General features: G+C 56.4%; 18 protein-coding genes and 1 pseudogene. 10 read left to right on the top strand and 9 right to left on the bottom strand.

Going from position 1 to position 21,480, the window contains the following annotated elements; genetic code table 11:
• Window positions 1–4: 4 nt before the first annotated feature.
• The 3 genes from IT895_RS10340 to mmsB all read left to right on the top strand — a co-directional run bounded on the left by IT895_RS10340 (window position 5) and on the right by mmsB (window position 3,285).
• Window positions 5–1,159, top strand: a complete 1,155-nt coding sequence (locus tag IT895_RS10340; protein ID WP_199283416.1) for an acyl-CoA dehydrogenase family protein — start codon at window positions 5–7, stop codon at window positions 1,157–1,159.
• A 62-nt stretch (window positions 1,160–1,221) separates the two neighbouring features.
• Window positions 1,222–2,337, top strand: coding sequence for an enoyl-CoA hydratase/isomerase family protein (locus tag IT895_RS10335; RefSeq protein ID WP_199283415.1), 1,116 nt, complete (start codon window positions 1,222–1,224; stop codon window positions 2,335–2,337).
• Window positions 2,338–2,382: 45 nt separating this feature from the next.
• Window positions 2,383–3,285, top strand: coding sequence for a 3-hydroxyisobutyrate dehydrogenase (gene mmsB / locus IT895_RS10330; RefSeq protein ID WP_199283414.1), 903 nt, complete (start codon window positions 2,383–2,385; stop codon window positions 3,283–3,285).
• A 33-nt stretch (window positions 3,286–3,318) separates the two neighbouring features.
• Here the strand turns inward: mmsB and IT895_RS10325 are convergent, their stop codons facing one another.
• Complete coding sequence (locus tag IT895_RS10325) at window positions 3,319–3,768, bottom strand: Lrp/AsnC family transcriptional regulator (protein ID WP_267905852.1); 450 nt, start codon at window positions 3,766–3,768, stop codon at window positions 3,319–3,321.
• A gap of 102 nt (window positions 3,769–3,870) precedes the next feature.
• Here IT895_RS10325 and IT895_RS10320 point away from each other — a divergent pair, with 102 nt between their 5' ends.
• Window positions 3,871–4,461, top strand: a complete 591-nt coding sequence (locus tag IT895_RS10320; RefSeq protein WP_199283412.1) for a LysE family translocator — start codon at window positions 3,871–3,873, stop codon at window positions 4,459–4,461.
• Between the two features lie 25 nt (window positions 4,462–4,486).
• Here the strand turns inward: IT895_RS10320 and IT895_RS10315 are convergent, their stop codons facing one another.
• Window positions 4,487–5,419, bottom strand: coding sequence for a ketopantoate reductase family protein (locus IT895_RS10315; protein ID WP_199285456.1), 933 nt, complete (start codon window positions 5,417–5,419; stop codon window positions 4,487–4,489).
• 274 nt (window positions 5,420–5,693) lie between these two features.
• Between IT895_RS10315 and IT895_RS10310 the strand changes: the two genes are divergently transcribed.
• Complete coding sequence (locus IT895_RS10310) at window positions 5,694–7,385, top strand: methyl-accepting chemotaxis protein (RefSeq protein WP_199283411.1); 1,692 nt, start codon at window positions 5,694–5,696, stop codon at window positions 7,383–7,385.
• Window positions 7,386–7,486: 101 nt separating this feature from the next.
• Here IT895_RS10310 and IT895_RS10305 read toward each other — a convergent pair whose 3' ends face one another.
• Window positions 7,487–8,341 (bottom strand): mechanosensitive ion channel family protein, encoded by an 855-nt coding sequence (locus IT895_RS10305; RefSeq protein ID WP_199283410.1) that lies wholly within the window; start codon window positions 8,339–8,341, stop codon window positions 7,487–7,489.
• 591 nt (window positions 8,342–8,932) lie between these two features.
• Here IT895_RS10305 and IT895_RS10300 point away from each other — a divergent pair.
• The gene (locus IT895_RS10300) at window positions 8,933–10,057 is read left to right on the top strand and encodes a molybdate transporter family protein (RefSeq protein WP_199283409.1); all 1,125 of its coding nucleotides are present in this window, start codon (window positions 8,933–8,935) and stop codon (window positions 10,055–10,057) included.
• A 9-nt stretch (window positions 10,058–10,066) separates the two neighbouring features.
• Here the strand turns inward: IT895_RS10300 and IT895_RS10295 are convergent, their stop codons facing one another.
• Entirely contained in the window at window positions 10,067–10,495 is a 429-nt protein-coding gene (locus IT895_RS10295; protein ID WP_066320135.1) for a TOBE domain-containing protein, read from the bottom strand.
• Between the two features lie 176 nt (window positions 10,496–10,671).
• Between IT895_RS10295 and IT895_RS19605 the strand changes: the two are divergent.
• Both IT895_RS19605 and IT895_RS10290 read left to right on the top strand, forming a co-directional pair.
• A pseudogene (locus IT895_RS19605) lies at window positions 10,672–10,866 on the top strand (IS30 family transposase); the annotation flags it as partial.
• Window positions 10,867–11,043: 177 nt separating this feature from the next.
• Window positions 11,044–11,796 (top strand): Crp/Fnr family transcriptional regulator, encoded by a 753-nt coding sequence (locus IT895_RS10290; RefSeq protein WP_233337218.1) that lies wholly within the window; start codon window positions 11,044–11,046, stop codon window positions 11,794–11,796.
• A 249-nt stretch (window positions 11,797–12,045) separates the two neighbouring features.
• On the opposite strand, the gene IT895_RS10285 is transcribed toward IT895_RS10290, so the two are convergent.
• From IT895_RS10285 to IT895_RS10270, 4 genes are all read right to left on the bottom strand, one after another.
• Window positions 12,046–12,579, bottom strand: coding sequence for an invasion associated locus B family protein (locus IT895_RS10285; RefSeq protein ID WP_066320139.1), 534 nt, complete (start codon window positions 12,577–12,579; stop codon window positions 12,046–12,048).
• Between the two features lie 178 nt (window positions 12,580–12,757).
• Complete coding sequence (locus tag IT895_RS10280; protein ID WP_199285454.1) at window positions 12,758–14,170, bottom strand: DegQ family serine endoprotease; 1,413 nt, start codon at window positions 14,168–14,170, stop codon at window positions 12,758–12,760.
• Between the two features lie 172 nt (window positions 14,171–14,342).
• Entirely contained in the window at window positions 14,343–14,954 is a 612-nt protein-coding gene (locus IT895_RS10275; protein ID WP_066320155.1) for an exopolysaccharide biosynthesis protein, read from the bottom strand.
• 207 nt (window positions 14,955–15,161) lie between these two features.
• A complete protein-coding gene (locus IT895_RS10270; RefSeq protein WP_199283408.1) occupies window positions 15,162–17,393 on the bottom strand; it encodes a glycosyltransferase in 2,232 nt (743 codons plus the stop codon).
• A gap of 117 nt (window positions 17,394–17,510) precedes the next feature.
• On the opposite strand from IT895_RS10270, the gene IT895_RS10265 reads away from it, so the two are divergent.
• Window positions 17,511–18,191 carry a TVP38/TMEM64 family protein gene (locus IT895_RS10265; RefSeq protein ID WP_199283407.1) on the top strand — a complete coding sequence of 227 codons (681 nt, stop codon included), beginning with the start codon at window positions 17,511–17,513 and terminating at the stop codon, window positions 18,189–18,191.
• Between the two features lie 165 nt (window positions 18,192–18,356).
• Window positions 18,357–19,331: a calcium/sodium antiporter gene (locus IT895_RS10260; RefSeq protein ID WP_199283406.1), complete on the top strand. Its 975-nt coding sequence runs from the start codon at window positions 18,357–18,359 to the stop codon at window positions 19,329–19,331.
• Between the two features lie 128 nt (window positions 19,332–19,459).
• Here IT895_RS10260 and IT895_RS10255 read toward each other — a convergent pair whose 3' ends face one another.
• A complete protein-coding gene (locus IT895_RS10255; protein WP_233337217.1) occupies window positions 19,460–21,328 on the bottom strand; it encodes a putative bifunctional diguanylate cyclase/phosphodiesterase in 1,869 nt (622 codons plus the stop codon).
• Window positions 21,329–21,480: the final 152 nt, after the last annotated feature.

Genomic DNA, 21,480 nt, shown 5'->3' with positions numbered 1-21,480 from the left:
CGCGATGAATTTCGAGCTGAGTGAAGACCAGGTTGCGTTTGCCGATATGGCGCGTGCCTTTGCCCAAAATGAGCTGGCTCCCCATGCGGCGGAATGGGACCAGGAGGCTATATTCCCCGTTGAGGTGATCCGCAAGGCAGGTGAGTTGGGTTTCTGCTCGCTCTATGCACCGGAAAGCGTCGGTGGGCTGGGGCTTTCACGGCTTGATGCCAGCATCATTTTCGAGCAGCTTTCCATGGGCTGCACCTCTACCACGGCGTATCTCACGATCCATAACATGGTCACCTGGATGCTGGCCGATTTCGGCACGCCTGAGGTCATCGAGCAGTGGGGCGAAAAGCTGGCCACCGGCGAGCTGTTAGGTTCTTACTGCCTGACCGAGCCCAACTCAGGTTCCGACGCCGCCTCGCTCAAAACCACGGCCAAGCGCGATGGCAGCGACTTCCTGCTCAACGGCAGTAAAATGTTTATTTCCGGTGCGGGCAGTACCGATGTGCTGGTAGTGATGGCACGCACGGGCGGAGAGGGCGCAGCGGGCATTTCCGCTTTCGCGGTGGATGCCAATTCAGACGGCATCAGCTACGGCCGTAAGGAAGCCAAAATGGGCTGGAACAGCCAGCCTACCCGAATGATTACCTTTGAGGACGTGCGGGTGCCTGCAAATCAGATGCTTGGCAACGAAGGTGACGGCTTCAAGATCGCCATGAAAGGCCTGGATGGCGGCCGAATCAATATTGCCACCTGCTCGATTGGTACCGCTCAGCAGGCCATCAACGAAGCCCGGGCCTATATGCTCGACCGCAAACAGTTCGGCAAGCGTCTGGCGGACTTCCAGGCGCTTCAGTTCCGCCTGGCCGACATGGTGACGGAGCTTGTCGCCGCGCGGCAGTTGGTACGCCTGGCCGCCACCAAGCTGGACGCGGGCGACGCGGATGCGCTTACCTACTGCGCCATGGCCAAGCGCTTCGCCACCGATGTAGGCTTCAAGGTATGTGACGAAGCACTTCAGCTGTACGGCGGCAACGGCTATATCAAGGAGTACCCGATGGAGCGCTTTGTGCGTGATACCCGCGTGCATCGTATTCTTGAGGGGACCAATGAGATCATGCGTCTGATCATTTCACGCCGGGTGCTTGCAGAAGGCGCCGCCGAGCTATGAACGCTGCAAAGCCGGTCGTTGATCCAATCATTGTCGTGGTTGCACCGAATAAGGATGGTTAGATGAGTAGCGTACTGTTTGCCGAACACCCCACCCAGGACGGCCACATCATTGCGGAAATAACCCTCAATTCTGAGCGTTCGCTGAATGCCCTGACCCTGGAAATGATAGAGGAAATACTGCCCCGCCTGGCCGACTGGCAGGAGGACCCGCGCGTGGTCGCCGTGCTACTTGATAGCGCCGGAGAAAAAGCCTTCTGCGCCGGTGGTGATGTGGTCAGCCTCTACAAGGCGATTAAAGGTGAGGGCGATCCCGATTTTCCGGAGCGCTTTTTCCATCAGGAGTATCGTCTGGATTACGCGTTGCATACCTACCCAAAGCCAGTGATTTGCTGGGGTAACGGTATTGTCATGGGCGGCGGTATGGGACTGCTGAGCGGCAGCAGTCATCGGGTGGTGACAGAAACGTCGCGTTTGGCGATGCCCGAGGTCACCATCGGCCTTTACCCGGACGTGGGTGCCAGCTGGTTCCTTAACCGCCTGCCCAATGGCACCGGGCGTTTTCTGGCCATGACGGGCAGCCAGATCAACGCGCCGGATGCCGTTCACCTGGGTTTGGCCGACCGAGCCATTGCCAGCCACGAGCGCGATACGCTGGCGAAAAAGCTGACTCAAGCCGCCTGGGGCGAAGGGGAGAACACGGATACCCATGGGGTCGTCAACCGTATTCTGCGCGAGCTGGAGCAGGCGTCCCAGCCGGTGTTCGAAGAGCTGGAAGCCCCGGTATATAAATTCTCCCCGCTGATCCGCGAGCTGATGGATCACGATACCGTTGAACAGATTGTTGCTGCTATTGCGGACGTCAAAAGCGATGACAAGTGGTTTAGCAAAGCGCAGAAAACGCTGGCTCACGGCAGCCCGGTGTCCATCACGCTGATCGATGAACAGCTCAAGCGGGCCAAGTACATGTCGCTTGCCGAGGTGTTTCAGTCGGAACTGGCGCTTTCGGTCCAGTGTTGCCGTCACCGGGAGTTCCCCGAGGGCGTGCGTGCCCTGCTGGTGGATAAAGACGGTGAGCCTGCCTGGACCTACCCCGATGTGGCATCGGTTGAGGCGTCGTTCATCGATGAACTGCTAACACCGCCGTGGGCAACGAATCCGCTCCACGATCTTCGCTAACGTTTTCCAACATACAATTAACGACTTACAACAAGGACAAACGCTATGAGCACCGTCGCATTTATCGGTTTAGGCAATATGGGCGGCCCCATGGCCGCCAACCTGGTCAAGGCAGGCTTTCATGTGTGCGCCTTCGACCTTTCGGCAAGCGCGCTGGAAACGGCAAAATCCCAGGGCTGCGACGTCGCAAGTTCCGCCCAGGAAGCCGTTGCCAATGCCGACTTCGTGATTTCGATGCTGCCTGCAGGCAAGCACGTCATGGGCCTTTATGCCGAAGGCGATGCGCCTCTGTTTGACGTGATCAAGCCCAGCGCGTTGGTGATCGACTGCTCCACGATCGATGCGGATACCGCCCGAGACGTGGCGGCGCTGGGTGAGGCGAAAGGGATTGGCTTTGTCGATGCGCCGGTGTCCGGCGGTGTGGGCGGCGCCCAGGCAGGAACGCTGACGTTTATCGTGGGTGGCAGTGAGGCCCAGTTCGCACAGGCCGAACCCGTGTTGGACGCCATGGGTAAGAATATCTTCCACGCCGGTGATCATGGCGCCGGGCAGATTGCCAAGGTATGCAACAACATGCTGCTGTCGATTCTGATGGCGGGTACCTGTGAAGCCATCAATATGGGCGTCAAAAACGGCCTGGACCCGGCGGTGCTGTCGGAAATCATGAAGCAAAGCTCCGGTGGCAACTGGGCGCTCAATGGTTATAACCCCTACCCGGGCGTAATGGAAAAGGCGCCCGCGTCGAACGACTATCAGGGTGGCTTCCAGGTGGACTTGATGATCAAGGACCTGGGCCTGGCCATGGACGTCAGCCAGCTAAGCGCCTCGCCGGTGCCCATGGGCTCCGCCGCCCGCTCACTGTTTACCTTCCACAAAGCAGGCGGTAACGGCAAGCTCGACTTCTCAAGCCTGATGCGATTCTACCAGGACAAAGACGGTCACGCATAACGCGCAGGCAAGTGATGGGCTCGTTGGCAGAGCCTAGCCGCGCTCGTCCTTGGGCGAGCCCATCACAATCAGGGTGGAAATGGCGCTGACATGAGGCTGGGTGCCCAGCACCTCGGTATGAAAGCGCTTGTAGCTGGCGAGGTCGCGGGTTTCGACGCGCAGCAGATACTCGAACGGGCCGGCGATGTTGTGGCATTCTGCCACTTCATTGGCCACGGCCATCGCCCGCTCAAAACCCTCCTGAGCCGCCTTGGTATGTATTGCCAACCCCACCGTGACATACGCCACAAAGCCTCGCCCCATCGCCTCTGGCGCCGTGATTACCCGATACCCGAGAATGACCCCGTTTTTCTCGAGCTCCTGCACCCGGCGCAGGCATGCCGAGGCAGACAGGTTGACCCGCTTGGCAAGTTCAACGTTGCTCAGGTTTCCATCACGCTTGAGTTCGTGCAATATTTTTCTGTCAAGGGCATCTATTTTCATATTTTCTTGCGAAAAGTGGTTATTTAAATGGATATTAGGCACCATATTGCGCATTCGAGCACGTAAAATTCTACGCATACTCACCCAAAAGAGACAGCGAGAATGAGCATATCGGTATTGGCTGCCTTAACGGCCTTTGCGTTTGTCACCACTGTGACCCCAGGTCCCAACAATTTGATGCTGATGGCTTCAGGCGCGAACTTTGGCTTCAGGAAAACCCTGCCTCATATGCTTGGTATTATGGTGGGCGTCAGCGTGATGGTGCTGGTAGTCGGGGGCGGACTCATGTCGCTTTTCGATGCCTATCCGCTGCTGAGCAAGGTGCTGCAGGCGGTATCGATTGCCTACCTGCTTTGGCTTGCCTGGAAGATCGCCAACGCCGCGCCGCTCAAGGCATCGGATGAAAAGGGCACGCCCATGACGTTCCTGCAGGCGGCGGCCTTTCAGTGGGTGAACCCCAAAGCCTGGGCAATGTGCCTTTCGGCCATCACCCTCTACGCGCCGGACAGAACCCTGCTTTCCGTCGTGATGGTGGCCAGTGTATTTGCCATGGTCAGCTTTCCCGCGATTTCGATCTGGGCCTGGCTGGGTCTGGTGGTGCGCCAGTGGCTGACCAGCCCCAGGCGTAATCGGGCGTTCAATATCACCATGGCGGTGTTGCTGGTGGGCTCGCTGTATCCGGTGCTGGGCTAGATCAACAGGTCTTAGGTTTTTGTGCTTAGTGAGGGCTCAGATAACTGGCTTCCAACGCCGCTAGCTCGGCATCAAGCGCTTGCAGCACCTCGCATGGCAACCCATGGTGCTGGGCACTTTCGATGAGTGGCCCCAAAATCGCCCCGCGCTCGGTGGGGCGGCGGGCCTCCACATCCTGAAGCATCGAGGCCTTGTTATCCGCGGTATTGTCCACCACCTGCCATACCAGCGCCCGCCACGCGTCTTCGCCTTGGCCCGAGTTTGGCGGCTGAATGCCCTCTGCCTGCAATATCATCGCCACTTCGGTGATCACAGACACCACGCGGCCCGAATACTCGGTACCGCGTAATTTGCCGTTGTGCACGCCATGCAGCGCCACCAGCGGGTTGATGGCGGCGTTGACTGCCAGCTTCTGCCAAAGCCGCTGGCGGATATCGTCCACTGCCGTGGCATCAAACCCAACCTGGGCTAATATTTGCACCAGCGTTTTCGCCAGGGCAGGGTGCCGGTTATGCAAATCGCCAATAAAGGTGTGCCCGCGCCCCGCATGCACCACCTCAGCATCGCCGCTCAGATAAGCACCTTGGGTCGTGGTGGCATTTAGCACAGGGCCCGGCCACGCCTGGGTAATCCGCGGCTGGGCCAAAAAGCCGTTTTGCCAGAGCACCAGCAGGGTCGTCGAGGGGATAACCTGCGAGATGCTTTCAAGCGCCTCTTCAGCGGCCATGGCTTTGGTGGTGATATGCACAAACCCAGGCGCAGGCAGGCCTGCAGATGCCATTTGATCAACGGTAAGCGCGTTTAAACGCTGAGGGCGCCGCTCGCCTTCTGGCGTGGTCAGCCATTGCGGCTCAGCCAGCGCCCGGCGGCCAACCAGGGTGATGTCACCTATGGGCGACAGCGAATGGGCCAACAGGCGGCCAATGGCACCAGGGCCGAGTATCCAGTGGGGAGTCATCATCGAGACAGCATCTGCAGCGAGTATGGCGACAAGCTTACCGTGTTCATTACCCAGAGTTGAAGGTCGGTAACGGTCCAGGGTGACTGTCATCGTTAATTGACACAGGTCAATATTGTCAGAAATGCCGTCTTTTTAACTCAATTTTATGCACCTGGCGCCGATATTCTCTTTAACCTCGCATAAACCAGTATTTTAAATACTTTTTTACGAGGTGCCCTCCCATTGGCTGGATGCATTCACCTTGAATGATCCCCTCTCGTAGAGAACGAAGATGCATAACCTATTGAAAAAATTAACCGTCAAGGCGAGCCTGACGGTCGTGCTAGGCCTGTTTACCACCTTGATTCTGGTCGTGGCGGGGCTTGGCTACAAAACCAGCATGCTGGGCGCTGGTTCGATTGATGAGCTCAACCGCATCAATGTCCAACAGCTGAATTCTTTGAATCGGGCGCAGGTGAATATTGCCGATACACAGCTGTTTTTTATGAACCATCTGGACGCGCTGAACGAGGGAGACCAGGCGCTCGCAGAACGCTATCTTGACCAGGCAGGGCAGACCCTCCAGATGGCCCAGCAGCGTTTTGATGCCTTTTTGGCTGTGCCCAAGTCAGAAACAGGCAAGCCTTACGCAGACGCGATCGAGACCGCTTTTACTCAATTGCTCTCGCGAGGCCTGATACCTCAGTACGAAGCACTTAACCGCAATGATGAACGTGCCTATCGAGCGGCCAAGCGCGAAGGCGACCAGCTCAATCTTGCCTATATCGAAACCAATGAAGTCTTTATCGACTATGCCACAGCCCGGGGCAGTGAGTTGATGGCAGGCTACCAGTCAACCATGACGACGTCAGAGTACGTAGGGATCGGCGCATTGTTGCTGGTCATCCTGAGTGTCGTTGTGGTGCGAGTCGGTATGATGCGCGTGGTCATTCGGCCCCTTCAGGAAGCCGTTCACCACTTTGAACGCATTGCCCAGGGCGACTTATCGCACAAGATCGCGGATCGTGGCCGAAACGAAATCGGCCAACTGTTCGCAGCCATGCAGTATATGCAGTCAGGACTTTCTCAAACGGTATCGAGCGTGCGTGACAGCAGTGGCTCGATTCATATTGGGGCGCGGGAAATTTCAATGGGCAACGCCGACCTCTCATCACGCACGGAGCAGCAAGCCGCCTCGCTGGAAGAAACCGCTGCCAGCATGGAACAGCTCACCGCAACGGTGAAGCAAAATTCAGACAATGCCCGTCAGGGTAGCAAGCTAGCGAGTGATGCCTCTACCACCGCAGCGCGGGGTGGTGACGCGGTCGGCCAAGTCGTCGACACGATGCATAGCATCTCGGAAAGCTCCAGAAAGATCAGCGACATCATCGGTGTGATCGACTCGATTGCCTTTCAGACCAATATTCTGGCCCTAAATGCGTCTGTCGAGGCAGCGCGTGCGGGTGAGCAAGGCCGCGGCTTTGCTGTTGTTGCCACGGAAGTGCGCAATCTTGCCAGCCGCAGCGCCGATGCCGCCAAGCAGATAAGAGGCCTCATTGAAACATCGGCAGGCCAGGTGCATCAGGGGTCTACCCTCGTGGAAGGAGCCGGTAAGACAATGGAAGAGATCATGGCGTCCGTTAAGCGCGTTGCTGACATCATGGATGAAATTTCGGCGGCATCCACAGAGCAAAGCGATGGCATCGAACAGGTGAACCAGGCCGTTTCACAGATGGACGAGGTAACGCAACAAAACGCCGCCTTGGTTCAGGAAGCCGCGACCGCCGCTGCGTCCCTGGAAGACCAGGCCGCCCAGCTTGAAACAGCGGTGGCTATCTTCAAACTGCAGGGTGGCGTCGCCTCTTCAGCGCTGCCGCTTCGCAAACCGGCGGCAAGAGCAATCGCCAGCAACCCGGCGCGCCCTTCACTTGGCCAGCCTGCCAGCACCAAGAAGGTAGCAGAACTGGAGTGGGAAGAATTTTAAGTCATCGATTTGGATGAGGGGCACTTCATCCCTGGTAATAGTCATAGGGCCACTACTGGAGTGGCCCGCTGCCAGCGTTTCTAGCGGTCTGGCGTAGCTGGTTATGCTGGGGCTGAGGCATTCGCTGTCGTGCGCAAATGCCAATAGCGGCGCAGTACGGCATCATTGATAGCGCGTTCCATTTCAAAGGCGCTTGGCGTGGGGCAGAAAAGCGTGACGCCAATGCGCTGCTTGCCAATGTCTGTGGTCGTCAGGGTCACGCGGGGTTGGGGGTCAGCGATGTCGACGCCGCTGCGTTTTCTGATGACCTCGCTGTAGCGTTGGGCCAATTCGGAATGCGGCGCATGCAGGGAGGCCACTTCGTCTTCAAGCGCCGACAGTTCGGATCGCATATCCACGTCGGCCTCTAACACCACGCAGACGTCGAGATATACCCACTTCTTGAAGAAGTTCTGGTTCTGAACCGGGGTGGTCAAGAACACGCTGTTGGGCACCACGATGGTCTTGCCGGAGTATTCAAAACGGCCCACCGCGCCGCCAATTTCCTGCAGAGTCGTCGCCAGCATGGTCTCGTCGACCACCTGACCGCGCAGGCTGCCGATTTCGACCCAGTCACCAATCTCGAACGGCTGGTTGACGATACGCAGCACGGTGCCCGAAAGGCACAGAATCAGCTCCTTGGTCGCGATAACCAAGGCCACGGCAAAAGCGGTGATGGAAAGGGCAAAGGCATGCAGGGAAGGCAGCCAGATCAACGCCAGGCCGAGCAGCGTCAGGATGACGGCCACATTGCGGATACGGGCCAGCCACGCACGCCGGTAATCGGATAGAATCTCTTGGCGCCCTCGAATGACACGCACGGCAAGGATACGCAGCGTTATGAGAATCGCCACGAGCGCAACCGAGCTTACCAGACGGTTGCTCAACAGCTCCAACCAGAAGGAATCCTCAGGCATGATGGTTTGGCGCTCCTCTTGCAGGTCTTCGACACATCACGATCTTGGCACAGTGATGCGATGCCGTCGATCAGAGGCGAGCGCCACCTTCCACGGAAAGCATGGGCGACGCCTGTCTACCAGCGGCAAAGCAATTAAAACCCGCAGGGCGGGGATACACTGATTAGCAAGATTTTTTGCGGCAGTGTTGAGGGTGAGGATCCCGTTATTTGAGCCTGACCGGTAGCATGGTTTTGATGGTCACGAGGCTTCTGCCCCCTTATGTCCAACACTCAACGTAGTGTTCGGCTCAATAAAGTAAGGCACGCTGGTGCATTGTGTTCGCATGCCTTTGGGTTGCATTATCTACCTTGGTTGTTTCACCTGTATTCAACGGTGGAATTAATGCAGCTTTATGCATAATAAAAGTACCTCGGCATTACAGTGTTCGAAATCGAGCACCTGACTTTATGCGTGGGGCAATATTTTTGCCAAGCCACCGGCTTTCCTGAGCGTGTTTATGACCAACGCGATTGGGGAATAGATGTTTTACAAGCCTCAAGAGATCAATAACTTCCTGCTAATGGAAAGGTGATTGCCGAGTAAACCCGTATGCCCTCATCGAAAAATAATTTATTGAAAGATGCCAGCGGCGCGCTGGGCGATTTAGGTACCTTGCTTCCATTGAGCCTAGGAGCTATTGGGGTTGCGGGATTAGCCCCAATACCTGTGCTCTTGGGGTTTGCGGCGTTCTACATTGCAACGGGGCTGTATTACCGTCTTCCGATACCGGTACAGCCGATGAAAGCCGTCACTGCCGTATTACTTACTACCCAGGTGAGTGCTGAGAGCCTGGTCGCAAGCGGTGTTTTGATCGGCGTAATATTGTTGTTACTGGGCTCGACCGGCTGGATTAATTGGCTGGCACGTCTCTTACCAAGATCCGTGTTAACCGGCCTACAATTAGGGCTGGGGATTCTACTGGCCAACATGAGCCTGGGGTTGATAGGGACCTCCTGGGCGGTGGGATTGACTACGTTAACCGTGTTGATCATTACCCTAAAGATGTTGCCGAACATGCCAGCGGCGCTGATAGGGCTTTGTGCGTCAATAGCAATCGGCTTATTGGTTGGGGCTCCGAGCTTATCGCTCCATATAACCCATTCGTTCACTTTTTCCTGGCCTGAGCTACCGAATATAACCAACTGGCAGCAAGGGTTTTCCATGTTGGTGTTGCCACAGTTGGCGCTTACATTAACCAATGCCATCTTGCTCACAGCGTTAATGGCAGAAGACTACTTCGGCGAGCAAGCTCATCGTGTCTCGCCAGCTCGGCTTTCGGTGAGCACTGGATTGGCCAATCTGTTTATGGTCCCCCTCGGTGCGTTGCCTATGTGCCACGGAGCGGGCGGATTAGCGGCGCACTATCGTTTCGGAGCCCGCACAGGCACGGCTCCCGTATTGCTGGGAATTGGCTTGCTTGTGACCGCTATGGTACCGGGAGGGCTTGCCTCCATTGGCACTATTCCCATGGCAGGTCTAGGAGCAATGTTATTATTGGCCGCCTTCGAGCTCGCATTCACTAAGCGCCTTAGGGCAGCCAAACCGTCGTGCTGGCCTGTTATCGCCATCACTGCGTTGATTACCGTCTGGACCGATCCATTTTTTGGATTATTAGCCGGTGTCGGTGCGGAAACGATTAGAGCTGCATGGGAGCGTAGCCAAAAGGTGGCGTAGAAAAAGTTGTTAGGCAGTGGCCGCCAAAATAATGTGTGAGGCCTTGATAATCGCCGAAGCGTTAACGCCAGGCTCCAAGCCCAACTCTTCCACTGCATCACGGGTGACAATAGAGCATACTCGGCTACCCCCCAGCAGTTCCAATATGACCTCGGCATTGACAGCACCATCGCTAACGCTAAGGACTTTCCCTTTCAGGCAGTTGCGTGCAGATAAGCGCACATCATCAGACTCGGTCATCAGCATGACCCAAGGTGCTTTAATAAGCGCAATGGCCTCACTTCCTGGAGCCAAATTCAAGTTCTTGACACTATCACACGTCACTACCGCGACCAGTGTCTCCCCTCCAGACAGTTCCATTGTTACTTCAGAGTTTACAGCCCCGTCTTTCACTGCAAGAACGTTGCCTTTTAATACGTTACGGGCGCTAATTTTCATTGTCTATTCCTTAGTCAGTCAGCTGATTTGGATTCCTGAATTCATAGAATAACTGCAGCACTTTGGATAATACGATAGAGGCAGGAGGGGCCAGCAGCGGTATCCTCTCCGCCTGACTGACCAAAGTGAAGCAGCGTATGGGATACCGACAACTGACCCAGGCACAACGATAGCAAATTTTTGCCCATAGGGATGTAGGATTGAGCCAACGTCAGATTGCTCCACAGCTTGGCATTCACAACAGTACCGTGAGCCGTGAGCAGAGATATAATTCGGGTGCCAAGGGATATGAACCCTCACAAGCGCAGTCTTACAGCGATCAGAGGCGCCGCTCCGCCTGGAAGTGGACAAAGCAACTTCCTAGCCTGATTATCGAAATTCAAGCTGGCCCATCGCCAAGTGTGGCTCAAAGGCCTTTCCTGTCGCCGCTCTGCAGGAATTTACTCAACTGCTTGATAATACGCACTATCCATAACCTATGTTAAGTGAGCGAGTAGGCATATGCATTAGAATAAGATGAAAAAATCATTTGCCTGAGAGGTGATAGAGTGGCTCTCCTCGATACAGTCGTCATGCGGGGCCTTAGCAGCCAAGGGGCATTGTCAAATGAAGACAAAGCCTTTTTGCTGGAGCTTGAGCTTAGCCCTCGGCACATGTCAGCCAGCGAGGTGCTGTGGCTGGAGAACGGGCATGCTGATCTGTTCTGCGTGGTCAAGGAAGGTTGGGGATACTCCTATCGCAACTTGAAAAATGGTTCGAAGCAGATTCTAAAGTTCTACCTCCCCGGGGATATCATCGGCATTCGCGATTTTGGCTTCACCCGTCGACTGGCAAGTGCGGCGATGATAAATGACGGTGTGATCTATCCGTTCTCCTATCAGCAGCTTTTTGAACTCTTTGGACGTTCAAGCCTGGCTGTCGGGATCATGGCCACCGCGATGCGTCAGCAAGCGTTGCTTTCCGAGCGGCTGGTCTATCTTGGCAAGTATGCCGCTCATGAGCAGCTGGCACACTTTCTCTACGAGATCTATCTGCGACTCAAGCGGATTGGAGCGGTGGAGGATAATAGCTTTCTCATGCCGCTCACTCAGGAGCTGATCGGCGATGCGCTGGGGATGAGCCCGGTACACGTGAGCCGGACCTTCTCGATGCTGCGGGAGGAGGGGCTGGTGATCCGAGATCGCCAGCGTGTCAAGTTGCCCGATCCCGAGGCGTTGGCGCGGCTAGTTGAATTCAATGACAGCTACATCGATGAATTCCTACCTCACGCGTTTTCTGAGCTGCTAAGAGCTACCCCATAAAGCAGAAGCGCGGGTCGCTTCCGCTGGAATGATTGCTAGCTTGAAGCAACATCTCCATGGGTATGTCTTGGAGCATGCATGTAGGCCAATTTCGCTTACCCAGGCTTTCACAATTCGCGCCGACTGGCTGGTAGAAAGATGTGTTGATCTGTATTAAGTACAACGGTTCGGGTCTGGGGCCTGCTGACAGCGGCTGGGTAGACAAAACCAGCCTTCGTGGGCCGGTTTTGTCTGGTAAGGCTCCCAAGATCAGGGAGCGATGCGGCTACTGGCGTCGGTAAAGCCGATCAGCGAAATATCTAGATCCATGCGTTCACCGCGTGGATCAATCATGCTGAGGGTTGCCGAAGTGCCACTACGGAGTTGCTGCAACATCGACGGCTCAATGGGAACATCAGCACGGCACCCTTGCGCCTGGCAGACCTGATAGGGGAACTGGATGGGCTCACCGTCATCCACACTCAACTGCATGCCCGCGGACAGACGTACCCCCAGCGGCACGAAGAAGCTCATCACCGGGCCATCGATCTGGGGCGGGTAGTCGAGCACTACCTGCATCAATGGCTGGTTGCTGCCAGGTTGAGTGACCAATTGCACCATCGCACAAGGGGTCGGACTCTCGGCATTACGCTGGCAACGGACCTCCCAGTCCTGGAACGACTCGGTGGTGACATTATCACCGGAAGCTGTCCCCGGTTGTTGTTGGCTGAAGGCGTTGGGTGAAAACACCAAGATCGATAATAGCCCCATCATGCGTAGGGTTTGAGTAAGATAGTGCGGCATTGGCGTAACCTCCGTTGGTTTGCTGATAGTAAATGATAATATCTACCATGCCTGCTTGTTCGCTTGAGGTCGAGCCCCTAGGGTCACGAAAGGTGGCCACCGCCTCGAGCCGCTATGAAAAAGCGCATCGGTGATACGGGCCACCGATGCGCTGACGGGGTGAGCTTTCTCTCAGATGTCAGTCCTCGTCGCCAAGGCGAATGGCGACAAAGTAGGCGCGGCCTTCGCGATTGAGCAGCACAGGCAGCGTTTGATCGCCAGACAGATTGGTCAGCATTTCCTTCAACTGGCCCGGACTCTCAATCGGCTGCTGGCCGATGCTGACCAGCACATCGCCGGGGCGAATGCCAGCGGCAGCGGCGCGTCCGGTCGGGTCGACCCTGACGATGCGTACCCCATGTTCGATGCCGAGCTGACGTTTCTCCATGTCGTTCAACGGCTGGACCGCGATGCCGAGTCGAAGCGGATCGCCGTCTGATTGATGAGGACCGGCATTCGGCCACTCGCCAACCTCTACCGTGACGGTCTCATTCTGGCCGTCGCGCAATATGGAGAGCTCGACCTCTTCGCCGGGTGTCGTCTTACCGACCAGGCGCGGCAGCGTGGTCGAGTGGTCCACCTCCTGGCCGTTGACTTCCAGGATGACGTCGCCTGCCTGAAGGCCACTGTCCGCCGCTGGGCCGCTGGGTTCGAGTTCGGCGATCAAGGCGCCTTCGGCCTGTTCCATACCGAAGGATTCAGCCAGGTCTTTGGACACCGGCTGGATGCTGACGCCGAGCCAGCCGCGACTCACATAACCGTCTTCACGCAATTGTTTGGCAACATCCATCGCCACATCGATGGGGATGGTGAAGGAAAGGCCCATGTAACCACCACTGCGGGTGATGATCTGGGAGTTGATGCCCACGACTTCGCCATCCAGGTTGAATAGAGGTCCGCCCGAGTTGCCAGGGTTGATCGCGACATCGGTCTGGATGAAGGGGACATAGACATCCTGGGGCAGGGTGCGGTTGATGGCGCTGATGATGCCGGAGGTCACAGAGTGATCAAAGCCAAAGGGCGAGCCGATGGCGGCGACCCACTGGCCGACCTTGAGGTCGTGGGACTCGCCCATCTCCAGAGTGGGGAGGTCGTCGGCTTCGACCTTGAGGACCGCCACGTCGGTCTTCTCATCGGCCCCGATCAATTCTGCCTCAAGCTCGCGGCGGTCATTGAGGCGGACCAGAATTCTGTCGGCATCCTTGACGACATGGGCGTTGGTCATGATGTAGCCGTCTTCATCGAAGATAAAACCCGACCCCAGTGACCGACGCGGCTCGTTATCATGACGGGGTGCGCCGCCAGGCGGCATCGGAAACCGGTCGCCAAAGAAGTGGCGAAAGATCTCCGGGATCTCCTCTCCGCCGAATTGCCGGGAGGAGGTCATTGCCCTGTCGACATCGCGAGTGGTCGAGATGTTGACCACGGCAGGCGCGGCCGTGTCGACCAACTCCGTAAAGTCTGGAAGCCGTGGTTCGGCGAGCGCAGGCGTTGCCAACATCAGCAATAGCGCTAAGCTTATCAGCCAAGAGGGTGAATGGAGCTTGGGCATCACGATTGACTCCTGTCTTTCGAGTGCATGTAACATGACAGCATTTTTATTACAGCAGTCACTTTACAAAGTTCCGTACGCTTTCTGAGCGGGGCTCCTATCCGTCAGTCTCTATAAGCGATGAATCCTGCTAGGGCGTGCTAATTACCGTCTTGTCATGATGATTTTCGCATCAGGTTGATGTGATGAGCGGCCCGTTGAAGAAGCCTTCGATGAGCCACCAACTACTGCCGATAATGGCTGTGGAGACCACACCGGCAATCAGGGCAAGGCCGAGTCCCGCGACGACAGCGATGCCATCGCGCTGGGCGAGGCCTAACGACAAAATCAGTACTGCCAAGCCGGGCAGCGTATTACCGAATGGAATCGGGAGCGCTATCAACACGGCCATGATGAAAATGACGACGCCGATGCTGCGAATTGCCAGCGGTGTGTTAAGGCACGCCAGGCGGGCGCTCAGGCGCCGTTCAAGCTTTTCGAGATGAGGCGTTGCCTTGCCCAGGACCCGCTCCAGCTGCTCAATTCCGATACGCAGTTGGGCAATACGCGAAGGCAACCGAATACGCTTGGCGCCGACAGCCATCTGCATGCCAATGAAGGCTAGCGCTGTCCCAAACACCATGCCAGCGGGAATACCAGGCGTGGGCACAATCGCAGGGATCGCGAAAAGCATTAATACCAAAGGAGTCGCGCGCTCATCGAGAGCGTCCAGAATGTCACTTAGGGAGGGGCGTTGATTTTTCAAGCTACCAGGAAGAGCACGCAATACATCGGCCAAGCTCATCTCTTATGCATCCCTCATCCACGTCGTTAGAAGTTCGACGAGTGGAATATATATAGATGGGCGGTAAATAGATATCCATCTCTTCCCATTTTTTGCTACCGCTATGGTCAAGTCTGCGTTGTTTGACAAAAGCCACTGCTATTTCGACAGGCTCATGTGTCATAAGTCCGGGTCAGTTAAGCCATTAAGTCGTCGGGACTCGCACGCTTAATCAGCATGGCGCTTACGTCGCGCTTCGATCACGTAGCGGTAAACACGTAGCACAGCTGTGGCAAACTTCTCGATACAGTGTTCGGCGGCACAGCGCGAGGCTTGTTCGCTCATGCGTGTTTTTAATTTATCGTCGCTGAGCAGGGTGTCGATACGTTCGCACCAAGCCTGAGGGTCGGGGGCCGTCTTGTAGCCGTTAACCCCGTGCTGAACGATATCCTCGATGCCGCTGGAGCGGATCACCACTACCGGCAGTCCCGCGGCCATGGCTTCGAGTACCACCATGCCTTGCGTTTCCGAGCGGGAAGCGAAGACGAAAAGCTCGGCCAGGTGGCAGTAGCATGCTACTTCGTCGGGAGGGACGGCCCCAACCAACGTAATGTGCTTGCTAAGGCCTAACGCTTCAATTCGTGCCTGCAATCGCTCGTGGTCGTGACCCTCCCCAAGCAGTAGCAGGTGAAAGTCGTGCTCACTGCTGTCGCGTAAAAGCGCTAAACCATCGAGCATAAAGTCGATGTTCTTCTCTTTGCTCAGGCGTGAAATTGATACCAGCACGCGTTTGCCTTCAAGCCGGTAGCGTTGGCGTAGCGTGTCGATCGCGGCGCTGTCAGCGGTGGCAAAACGTGCGTATTCGATCCCCGTCGGCTGGACAAAGATCGGTTGCTTGACGCCGATAATACGCATGTACTCCTCGGCGGAGCTGGTAGGAACAATCACCGCATCGCAGCCGTTGGCAAAGCGCTTGACCAGGGCGTGGGAAATCAAGTTGCGAAACAACGGCCCTGGTAGTGGCACATAGTGAGCGTAGTGCTCCAAGCGGGTGTGGTAGGTGTAAACCACGGGCACTCTCAATAACCGACCCAACAGCTGACCGGCGCGGCCGATCCAGAACGGGTGGTGAACGTGAATCACCTGTGGAGCAAAGGCGCGCACACGCTTAACCAAACGCCAAGAGAAAATGTTAGCCAGGCGAAACTCTTTGTGGCGGCCCATTGGCAACAGCGAGGCCAGGCGCAGTACATCGGCTTCCTCATTGGGAGGCTGATGGGGGTAGCCCGGGGCGACGACCAAGACGCTATTACGAAGCTCTGTTAAACCGCGTTTTAAGCGCTCAACCGATATCGGTACGCCACCGATAAATGGCAGGTAGTTATTGGTAAACATGGCCACGTGAAGTGGCATATCACCACCGGCATCCGGGTCAATATCAAAGTCAGGGTAGTAATCCTGCTCGGTGAAAATCCGCTTGTATAACCAGAGCGCGATGGCAATGAACGTGGAAACGATCAAGATGAAGTTCAGGTAGCCAACGTAAAACAGTGAGTAGATAAAAAACCATAAACTTTCCAGCGTGCGCCAGATCGGGTGCTGGCCAATATCCAGGCGCCGTTCGCTAATCTGGATGTCATCGCCGTCAACGCTGACGGAGACAAAGTGATGGTAGCTCTCGTCATCATTGAGCACTAATCCGCCGGCACCGCCGGTGGTGATATAAGTAGTGCCACCATGTTGCTGACGGTCAAACAGCGGCACCTGGGAAGAGAACACTGCATCCACGTCGGCCTGCTCGATCTGGCGGGTCAACCCTTGGCGCGCGGGATTCTCAAGGTGATAGTCATGGTCATCGTCCAGGCCGAACAGCCCTGCATGGTCCACCGGGTAGAGTGGGTGGGCACTGAAAAGAAACTGATTGGGTTCGCGCTTTGCGGCAAGTACTTCATCAAGCCATCGTATTTGCCAGCCAAAGTCGGTGGTGCCGGTGCTGTCAAGAAAGGTGAACCGGCTTTTCCCTGCGGCAAAACTAAAGTGATAGGGGCCGAAGTGGTCGTAAAAGCGAAAGCCACCGAGCCGACTTTCCTCATGGGGGCCGAAGGTTAGCAGGTATGGCATTTCCAAATAACTGAGGGTGCCAAACAGTGCGCGGTATTTGTCCTCGCCACCGCTGGCGACAGCATTGCCAGCGGAGATGATAAAGTCATAGCCCTCGCGATTCAGGCGAGGGATAATTTTGCGCTCAAAAATGCCCACCGAGTTGTTAATGTTGCCCAGCACAGCAAAACGGTAGGTATCACGTTCGGTAAGCATCGACTCAATGGCGTTGACCTGGGCAGCGTGAGCACTGGCAAAGTCCTGCTCAAAAAAATTCAGGTAAGCTTTGTAACCCAGCAGTGCAGCAATAAGGGCAAGGTTGAGATAGAAAAACCACGAAATGAGTCGCTGGCGGGGCACTCGGAGTGTCTCCTGGCTGGGTGGGTAACAGGGGCGATAAGCTGACACAAACGTGCCCGCGCGTCGACAACCCAATATTTTACCCTGTTGGCAATTGGATTTGAGGAGAAAAAGCGGATGGTGCGTCCCGTCACAATAGCGCTAAGTGTTCTAGCATTGCTGCTTGCACTCGGCGGGTTATGGCAATGGCTGACGGTCAATGACGTTGTGACAGTCAATGGCCTCCGTGCGTGGGTAGCCGCATCCCCTCAGTGGCGAGATTCTTCTTGGGTGTTTGTGCTGGTGACGATCGTCTATGTGATCGCCCTTTTGGTGATGTTTCCACTGAGTATCCTGGTGGCCGTCACCGGTTTGATCTTCGGTCCGGTATGGGGGTTTGTTTATGCGACGATGGGGACGCTGGCGTCGTCGGTAGTGTCGTATGCTGTAGGGCATCGCCTGGGACGCGAGGCGTTGCTGAACCATGGCGGCAAGCACATGAAGGGGCTTTCGCACTACCTGTCCCGTCGTGGCATCCGTGCAATGACGCTGATTAACCTGCTCCCATTGGCACCTTTTACCCTTACCAATATGATGGCGGGTGCGTTTCACATCAAGTTTCGCGATTACATGGTCGGTTCAACCCTTGGCATTGTGCCTGGGCTCGCAGCCGTCACCCTGCTGGGCAGCCAGTTGGGTGCGCTTGTGACGGCCAGTGATCCGCGCGATGTCATGCTGTCGCTGGCCGGTCTGGGGCTTGGCATCTTGCTGCTATTTGCGTTGCGCTACTACTCCCGGCGCAAATCACGCACGCGCTAGCGGCTTGCTGTTACTCAGTCGACAATAACTAGTGCCGCTTCAGCCGTCGCCAAGTGAATCCTCGCCGTCACGTCAGATCAATAGCGAGCGCTATTCATGATAAAGATACCGGCATCTTACGGGCTGGTTACAAACAGTGCCATTCACAACGATTGAGGAAACGTCGTGATCCTACCGATTCTGGCCATCATCCTGGGTTTTATACTGCTCCTGTGGAGTGCTGACCGCTTCATTGATGGCGCCTCGGCGGTGGCTGGGCACATCGGGTTACCGTCGTTGGTGATCGGCATGGTCATCGTCGGGTTCGGTACTTCGGCGCCCGAGATCGTCGTGTCCATCATGGCGGCCCTGGAGGGAAATCCCGAGCTGGCCCTCGGCAATGCGCTGGGATCCAATATCTACAATGTTGGCCTGATTATCGGAGTGACGGCGCTGATCGTGCCGATTGCGGTGCATTCGACGATTATCCGCCGCGAGTTACCGCTGCTGTTGCTGTTTGGCGCCGTGGCTGGGGCATTTTTCTGGAATGACCAACTGGGTCGGCTGGAGTCCGTGTTGCTACTGATGGGGTTCTTCGGCCTGATGGCCTGGACGACCTGGACAGCACTGCGTGGCAAGGGTGACCCATTAGCCTCGGAGACTGAACAGGAACTTTCATCGCCTGCCATGACGCTTGGCCGGGCCATCCTGTGGCTCCTGGTTGGCCTGGCGCTGCTGCTGGTGAGCTCGCGGGTGCTGGTCTGGGGTGCCGTCTCCGTGGCGAGTGCCCTGGGCGTCAGTGACCTCATCATCGGATTAACGATCGTGGCGCTGGGTACCTCGCTCCCGGAGTTGGCATCGTCGATCGCCGCGGTGCGCAAGGGGGAGCACGATATTGCCATTGGCAACGTCGTGGGTTCCTGCATGTTCAACCTATTAGCGGTGGTGGGCATCGCGGGTGTTATCGCACCGATGGAGGCGCTTTCCGCCGAGGTCATGCGCCGAGACTGGCCGGTGATGATGGCCATGGTAGTGGGCCTGTTCATCATGGGGTTTGGGGTTCGCGGAAAGGGACGGATCAACCGTATCGAAGCGAGCCTGCTACTGCTGGGGTTAGTGGTCTACAACGGCTGGCTGGTAAGTGCTGTGCTGACAGTCTGACCGAGCCGAGTAGTGGCATGCCGTCGGGCGAATGACTGGGCGGCCAAGGGTGCCGTTTCTAGGCGTGCGATAAAGGCACTGTCGGTCAACTGAAAGCCTGGGGGTTGTACGTCAAATCACCATGCGGTTCAGCTAGACGGCCCTTCGTTACCAGGCATAAAACCGCCCAACAGGCGTTCGATTTCCTTGGCAGGCATCGGACGGTAGAAGAAGAACCCCTGGACGAGGTCGCAATGCATTTCGCGAAGCAACGACAACTGTTCGGCGTTCTCGACGCCCTCGGCCACCACCTCCAACCCCAACCGGTGACCGATGAAGATGGCACCTTCCATGATGGCCCGATCCTTCGGCTGCGTGGGAGCGTCGTGGATGAAGGAGCGATCAATCTTCAGGGCGGTGACTGGGAAGTGCTTGAGATAGCTCAGGGACGAATAACCGGTCCCGAAGTCGTCGATAGCAATGTGAATACCGCGATGATAGAGGCGCCACAGGTCCTCGAGGACGGTCTCGTCGGCTTCGATCAGGACATTCTCGGTCAATTCGATGCCGATATCCCGCGGTCCCAAGCCGTGACGCTGCAGCGCGTCCTCGAAGCTCATTAGGGCATCGGGACGCACCAGTTGACGCCCCGAGACATTGATGTCGACGCGGTGCTCATGAAAGCCCTTGGCACGCCATTCCACCTGCTGGCGGCAAGCCTCTTCGATGACCCAGTCGCCCATGCGATGGATCACACCGGAACGCTCGGCCAGCGGGATAAACTCGGCAGGCGAGATCGGCGGGCCCTCGGCAGGCTCCCAGCGTAGCAAGGCCTCGAGATTCTCTATTCGCCCACTGGCCGCCGAGACCTGGGGCTGGTAGTGGAGGGAGAATTCACCGTTATCCAGGGCTTCCTCGAGTTGCGCCGAGAGGTAGTGCTGGCGAACCAGCTCATCATGGAGCTTCTGTTGGAAGAAACGTACAACACCCCGACCATCCAGTTTGGCACGATTCTTGGCAACATCGGCATTGCGGATCAATTCGCGTGACGATTCACCATTCTCGGGAAAGAGCGCCACACCCAGGCAGGCTGTGACCTGAGACTCCCGACCATCCAGGACGAAAGGTTCGCGGAAGACATTCTGGACATGACGAACGACCCGTCTGACATCGGGGGCCAAGTGGACGCCGGGAAAGGCCAGCACGAATTCATCGCTAGAGACACGGGACACCAGGTTAGTGACTTGCTGGCACTCTCTCAGTCGCCGAGTCAGCTCAATGAGCAGGCGATCGCCCTGATCATAGCCAAGGGCATCATTGATCTCGACGAAGTGATCGATGTCCAGATAGATGGTTGCCAGGCCATTGCCCTGGCGTCGACAGGAATCCAACTGACCGTCCAGATCGACCTCGAAGGTCTGGCGGTTAGGGAGATGGGTGAGCCTGTCGAAACGGGTGGCGAATTCCAGATCACGGTGGGCGCGCTTTTGGTCGGAAAGATCGACATCCACGCAGAACATCAGGGGGGAGTCGGTATGCTCATTGAGCATCAGATGCTGCGAAAAGACCGATACCAGTTCGCCGGTTTTGTGCTTGAGCTCAAGTTCATCGGCGGGTATTGCGACCCCTTCTTTGATCCAGGCACAATGCGCCTGGATCACCTCGTCACGCATGAAGGCAGGAATGATCAGATCTTCCAGTAACTGTCCCTGGGCTTCCTCAGCGGTATAGCCATAAAGACGAGTGCTACTCTCATTCCAGTAAATCACTCGCCGATCGCGATCATAACCCTGGACCGCCACCTTAGGCAGGCTCTCCAGCAGGGCGCGGAATCGCTGCTCACTCTCCAGATACTGGCGACGTACTAACTCAACTTCTTCTCTGTTGGCATCGTGCGAATCGATGCCAGCAGTTGAAGGTGTCTTTGACGCCTTCAACACGCGCGCACCGGAAAACCCCCTGCGTTTTTTCTTCAGGCGTTCCGGATCTCGGTAATGTCGGGAATCGCTGGCAGCCATGGGGTCCACTTAAATAACAAACACTGTTAAGAGCCATCATGATGGCCAAAATAGGCACTTTGTTATGATTATCCTACACCTTGTAGGAGATAACCTACACATACGTCATCAACGGTCTGATCCTTTTTTCAAAAATAATCACTCTTTTTTAG

Origin of the sequence: Halomonas sp. A40-4 (assembly GCF_015767635.1) — a bacterium.
Classification (GTDB): Bacteria; Pseudomonadota; Gammaproteobacteria; order Pseudomonadales; family Halomonadaceae; genus Vreelandella; species Vreelandella janggokensis.
This window is presented reverse-complemented; position numbering and strand designations above follow the sequence as displayed.

Bases quoted from the DNA above. Each gene is read 5' to 3' on its own strand.
- IT895_RS10255 (WP_233337217.1), bottom strand. From the start codon at position 21,328: ATGGCTGCCAGCGATTCCCGACATTACCGAGATCCGGAACGCCTGAAG.
- IT895_RS10295 (WP_066320135.1), bottom strand. From the start codon at position 10,495: ATGAAAATTAGCGCCCGTAACGTATTAAAAGGCAACGTTCTTGCAGTG.
- IT895_RS10325 (WP_267905852.1), bottom strand. From the start codon at position 3,768: ATGAAAATAGATGCCCTTGACAGAAAAATATTGCACGAACTCAAGCGT.
- IT895_RS10335 (WP_199283415.1), top strand. From the start codon at position 1,222: ATGAGTAGCGTACTGTTTGCCGAACACCCCACCCAGGACGGCCACATC.
- IT895_RS10265 (WP_199283407.1), top strand. From the start codon at position 17,511: ATGGTGCGTCCCGTCACAATAGCGCTAAGTGTTCTAGCATTGCTGCTT.
- IT895_RS10300 (WP_199283409.1), top strand. From the start codon at position 8,933: ATGCCCTCATCGAAAAATAATTTATTGAAAGATGCCAGCGGCGCGCTG.
- IT895_RS10320 (WP_199283412.1), top strand. From the start codon at position 3,871: ATGAGCATATCGGTATTGGCTGCCTTAACGGCCTTTGCGTTTGTCACC.
- IT895_RS10305 (WP_199283410.1), bottom strand. From the start codon at position 8,341: ATGCCTGAGGATTCCTTCTGGTTGGAGCTGTTGAGCAACCGTCTGGTA.
- IT895_RS10285 (WP_066320139.1), bottom strand. From the start codon at position 12,579: ATGCCGCACTATCTTACTCAAACCCTACGCATGATGGGGCTATTATCG.
- mmsB (WP_199283414.1), top strand. From the start codon at position 2,383: ATGAGCACCGTCGCATTTATCGGTTTAGGCAATATGGGCGGCCCCATG.
- IT895_RS10340 (WP_199283416.1), top strand. From the start codon at position 5: ATGAATTTCGAGCTGAGTGAAGACCAGGTTGCGTTTGCCGATATGGCG.
- IT895_RS10310 (WP_199283411.1), top strand. From the start codon at position 5,694: ATGCATAACCTATTGAAAAAATTAACCGTCAAGGCGAGCCTGACGGTC.
- IT895_RS10315 (WP_199285456.1), bottom strand. From the start codon at position 5,419: ATGACTCCCCACTGGATACTCGGCCCTGGTGCCATTGGCCGCCTGTTG.
- IT895_RS10280 (WP_199285454.1), bottom strand. From the start codon at position 14,170: ATGCCCAAGCTCCATTCACCCTCTTGGCTGATAAGCTTAGCGCTATTG.
- IT895_RS10275 (WP_066320155.1), bottom strand. From the start codon at position 14,954: ATGAGCTTGGCCGATGTATTGCGTGCTCTTCCTGGTAGCTTGAAAAAT.